Source organism: Streptomyces sp. SID1328, assembly GCF_009865595.1.
GTDB lineage: Bacteria > Actinomycetota > Actinomycetes > Streptomycetales > Streptomycetaceae > Streptomyces > Streptomyces griseoluteus.
Genome location: NZ_WWKH01000028.1, coordinates 1 through 478, shown reverse-complemented (window position 1 = coordinate 478; position 478 = coordinate 1). Strand labels below are relative to the sequence as shown.

At 63.4% G+C, this 478-nt stretch carries 1 pseudogene; it reads left to right on the top strand.

The features are described from left to right. Positions 1-243: 243 nt before the first annotated feature. Positions 244-388, top strand: a pseudogene (locus tag GT030_RS36040) (site-specific integrase); the annotation flags it as partial. Between the last annotated feature and the right edge of the window lie 90 nt (positions 389-478).

Here is a 478-nt window from a genome sequence, read left to right as displayed (position 1 = left end):
CTTGAACCCGTAGAGAAAGTTGTAACTCAGTCGGTCGCTTGGGGCTTGAAGGCCTATGCGCACTGCGGGAGTCGACGCCCTGGCGGTGCAAGAGCTGCAAGAGGATCACCGGTCGGATCGTCCACGTGATGCGCATGTCCGTCCCGAGGTGCAGCACCCGCCCCTCAACGCTACTCACGGCCCCGGACTACCGTCTCGGTGTGGCCGCCATCGGCTACCGCGACCGTGATCGTCTGTTCAGAGACGGTGAGGCTCGTGCCGCTGGAGGAGATTTCTCGGCTCGTCGGGGCACTCGGGGACGGCTGTGACTGAGGAGATCCGGTCCGTGATCCAGAGCGGCGCCGTGGTCATGGACGGCATCTTCGGCACGCAGGAACGGCGGCCGTAGGCACACGGGAAGCGGTAGTCACTCAGATAGACACGCAGGCAGAAACAGATCAGGCCGGTACTGAATCCAGTACCGGCCTGAGCTGCTGTT